The 2260-nt window shown below is 65.1% G+C and carries 2 protein-coding genes; both read right to left on the bottom strand.

All coding sequences use genetic code 11. The features are described from left to right. Positions 1-1232 (bottom strand): hemolysin family protein (locus EOA33_RS32805; RefSeq protein ID WP_145989429.1); only part of this gene is annotated, 1232 nt, incomplete at its 3' end. Between the two features lie 47 nt (positions 1233-1279). Further along, positions 1280-2215: a LysR family transcriptional regulator gene (locus EOA33_RS32800; RefSeq protein ID WP_126058729.1), complete on the bottom strand. Its 936-nt coding sequence runs from the start codon at positions 2213-2215 to the stop codon at positions 1280-1282. Positions 2216-2260: the final 45 nt, after the last annotated feature.

The raw sequence follows: 2260 nt of genomic DNA, 5'->3' as shown, positions 1-2260 counted from the left end.
ACCTCGAAGCGCCAGCCCTGCGCATCGACGCATTCGCCGGTCGCCGGCAGGTGATGCAGATGCGACAGCACGTAGCCGGCGACGGTCTCGTAGTCGCGGTTTTCGGGCAGGTCGATGCCGAGCACCTCGGCCATCTCGTCGGCCTGCATGTAGCCGGCGAGCAGCCACGAGCCGTCTTCGCGCTTGACGGCGTTTTCCTCCTCGCCGGCATCGAGGTCCGAGCGGAAGACGCCGGTTATCGCTTCCAGAATGTCGGCCGGCGTGACGATGCCTTCGAAATGGCCGTATTCGTCATGGACCAGCGCCATCGGCACGTCCGATTCCTTCAGCTTCTGCAGCACGTCCAGCGCATCGGCCTGGTCGTGCACGATGGGCGCGGCGCGCACATGCTGGCGTGGCTCCAGCACCTTGCCGCCGAGGATCGCGGCCAGCACGTCGCGTGTCTGGACGACGCCGACCATGGCGTCGACATTGCCGTCCCCCGCGGGCAGGCGCGAATGCTGGGTCTCGATCAGCAGCCTCTTGATGGCCGCCTCGTCTGACTGCAGGTTGATCCAGTCGACCTCGGTGCGCGGCGTCATCACAGCGCGCACGGCGCGGTCGCCGAGCCGCATGACGCCGGCGATCATGCGGCGCTCGTCTGATTCGATGGTGCCGTGATGCTCGGCTTCGGCGACCAGCATCTTGATCTCCTCGTCGGTGACCTTCTCTTCGCTCTCGCCGCGCTGGCCGAGCAGCCAGAGGACGGCGCGACCGGAAATGTCGAGCAGGAAGACGAGCGGCGCCGAGACGGTGGCGAGGACGGTCATCGCGGGCGCCGCCCGGACGGCAACCCGCTCGGGATCGCGCAGCGCGATCTGCTTCGGCACGAGCTCGCCGACGATCAGCGAAGCGTAGGTGATGATCGCGACGACGATGCCGACGCCAAGCGGATCGGCAATGGTTTCGCGCACGCCGTTCGATGCCAGCAATGCCGCCAGCCGCTCGCCCAGCGTGGCGCCGGAAAAGGCACCGGAGAGAACGCCGACCAGGGTGATGCCGATCTGCACCGATGACAGGAACTTGCCGGGGTTGGAGCCGAGCGCCAGCGCGCGGCCAGCGCCCTTAACGTTGCGGTCGATCATTGCCTTGAGGCGGGCAGGGCGTGACGAAACGATGGCAAGTTCGGACATTGCCAGAAGACCGTTCACGCATATGAGGACGGTCACGATGGCGATTTCAAGATAAAGCATGAAGGGTCAATAGCATTGCCGCAGTGCATTCGAAAATAGCGGGGCCGCTATTTTTCGAGGTCACTGCTCCAGGGGTGGTCCCAGGGCGGCGATGAGAAGTGCTCGACCAGCGCATCGACGACGACACGCACCTTGGGCGCGAGATTGCGCGTCACCGGCCAGATCGCATGGACGACGATGTTTTCTATGAGACAATCCGACAGGACAGTTTCGAGCTCGCCGCTGCTGAGGCTGTCGGCGGTCAGCCATGTCGGCAGGAAAGTGATGCCGCAGCCGGCGAGGGCGGCATCCAGCATCGGTTCGCCGTGGCCGAGGATCAGCCGCGCCTGCGGCCGGAATTTGCCGATATGGCCATCGGCATGCCTCACCATCCAAGGATGGACGATGCCGTTGCGGCCATAGGCGATGATGCTGTGGCCGGCGAGGTCCTCGATCGACTGCGGCCGGCCATGCTGCTCGAGATAGGCCGGAGCCGCGCAGATAGCCGAGCGCTGCGTGTAGATGCGCCTTGCCGCCAGCGACAGGCTGTCGTCGAGATCGCCCATGCGGATGGCGAGGTCAATGCCCTCCTCGATCAGGTCGACACGCCGATCGCTGAACGAGATTTCCATCGTCAGATCCGGGTGGCGACTGGCGATGCCGAACAGGACGGGCGCGACGCATCTGCGCCCAAAGGCGAGCGGCACGTCGACGCGCAGCTTGCCTGACGGCACCTGCCGGCGCGAAGCGAGCAACGATTGCGCGGCGTCGATCTCGGCAAGCGCCCTGACGCAGGCCTCGTAGTAGCTAAGGCCTTCGCTGGTCGGGCTGAGGCTTCGGGTCGTGCGATTGAGCAAGCGGACCGCCAGCCGCCGCTCCAGTTGCGCGATCGACTTGCCGACTGCCGATTTCGTAACGTTCAGGCGCTCGCCGGCGCCGGTAAAGCTGCCAGCCTCGACCGCATGCACGAAAGCGAGGATGCCTTGCAGGCTGGCCGCCTCCACGGCGCTCTCCTATTGTAGAATTTTTATCTTCAATCAGTATCCAAA

The sequence above is a fragment of the Mesorhizobium sp. M4A.F.Ca.ET.050.02.1.1 genome (genome assembly GCF_003997725.1).
Taxonomy (GTDB): Bacteria; Pseudomonadota; Alphaproteobacteria; order Rhizobiales; family Rhizobiaceae; genus Mesorhizobium.
This window is presented reverse-complemented; position numbering and strand designations above follow the sequence as displayed.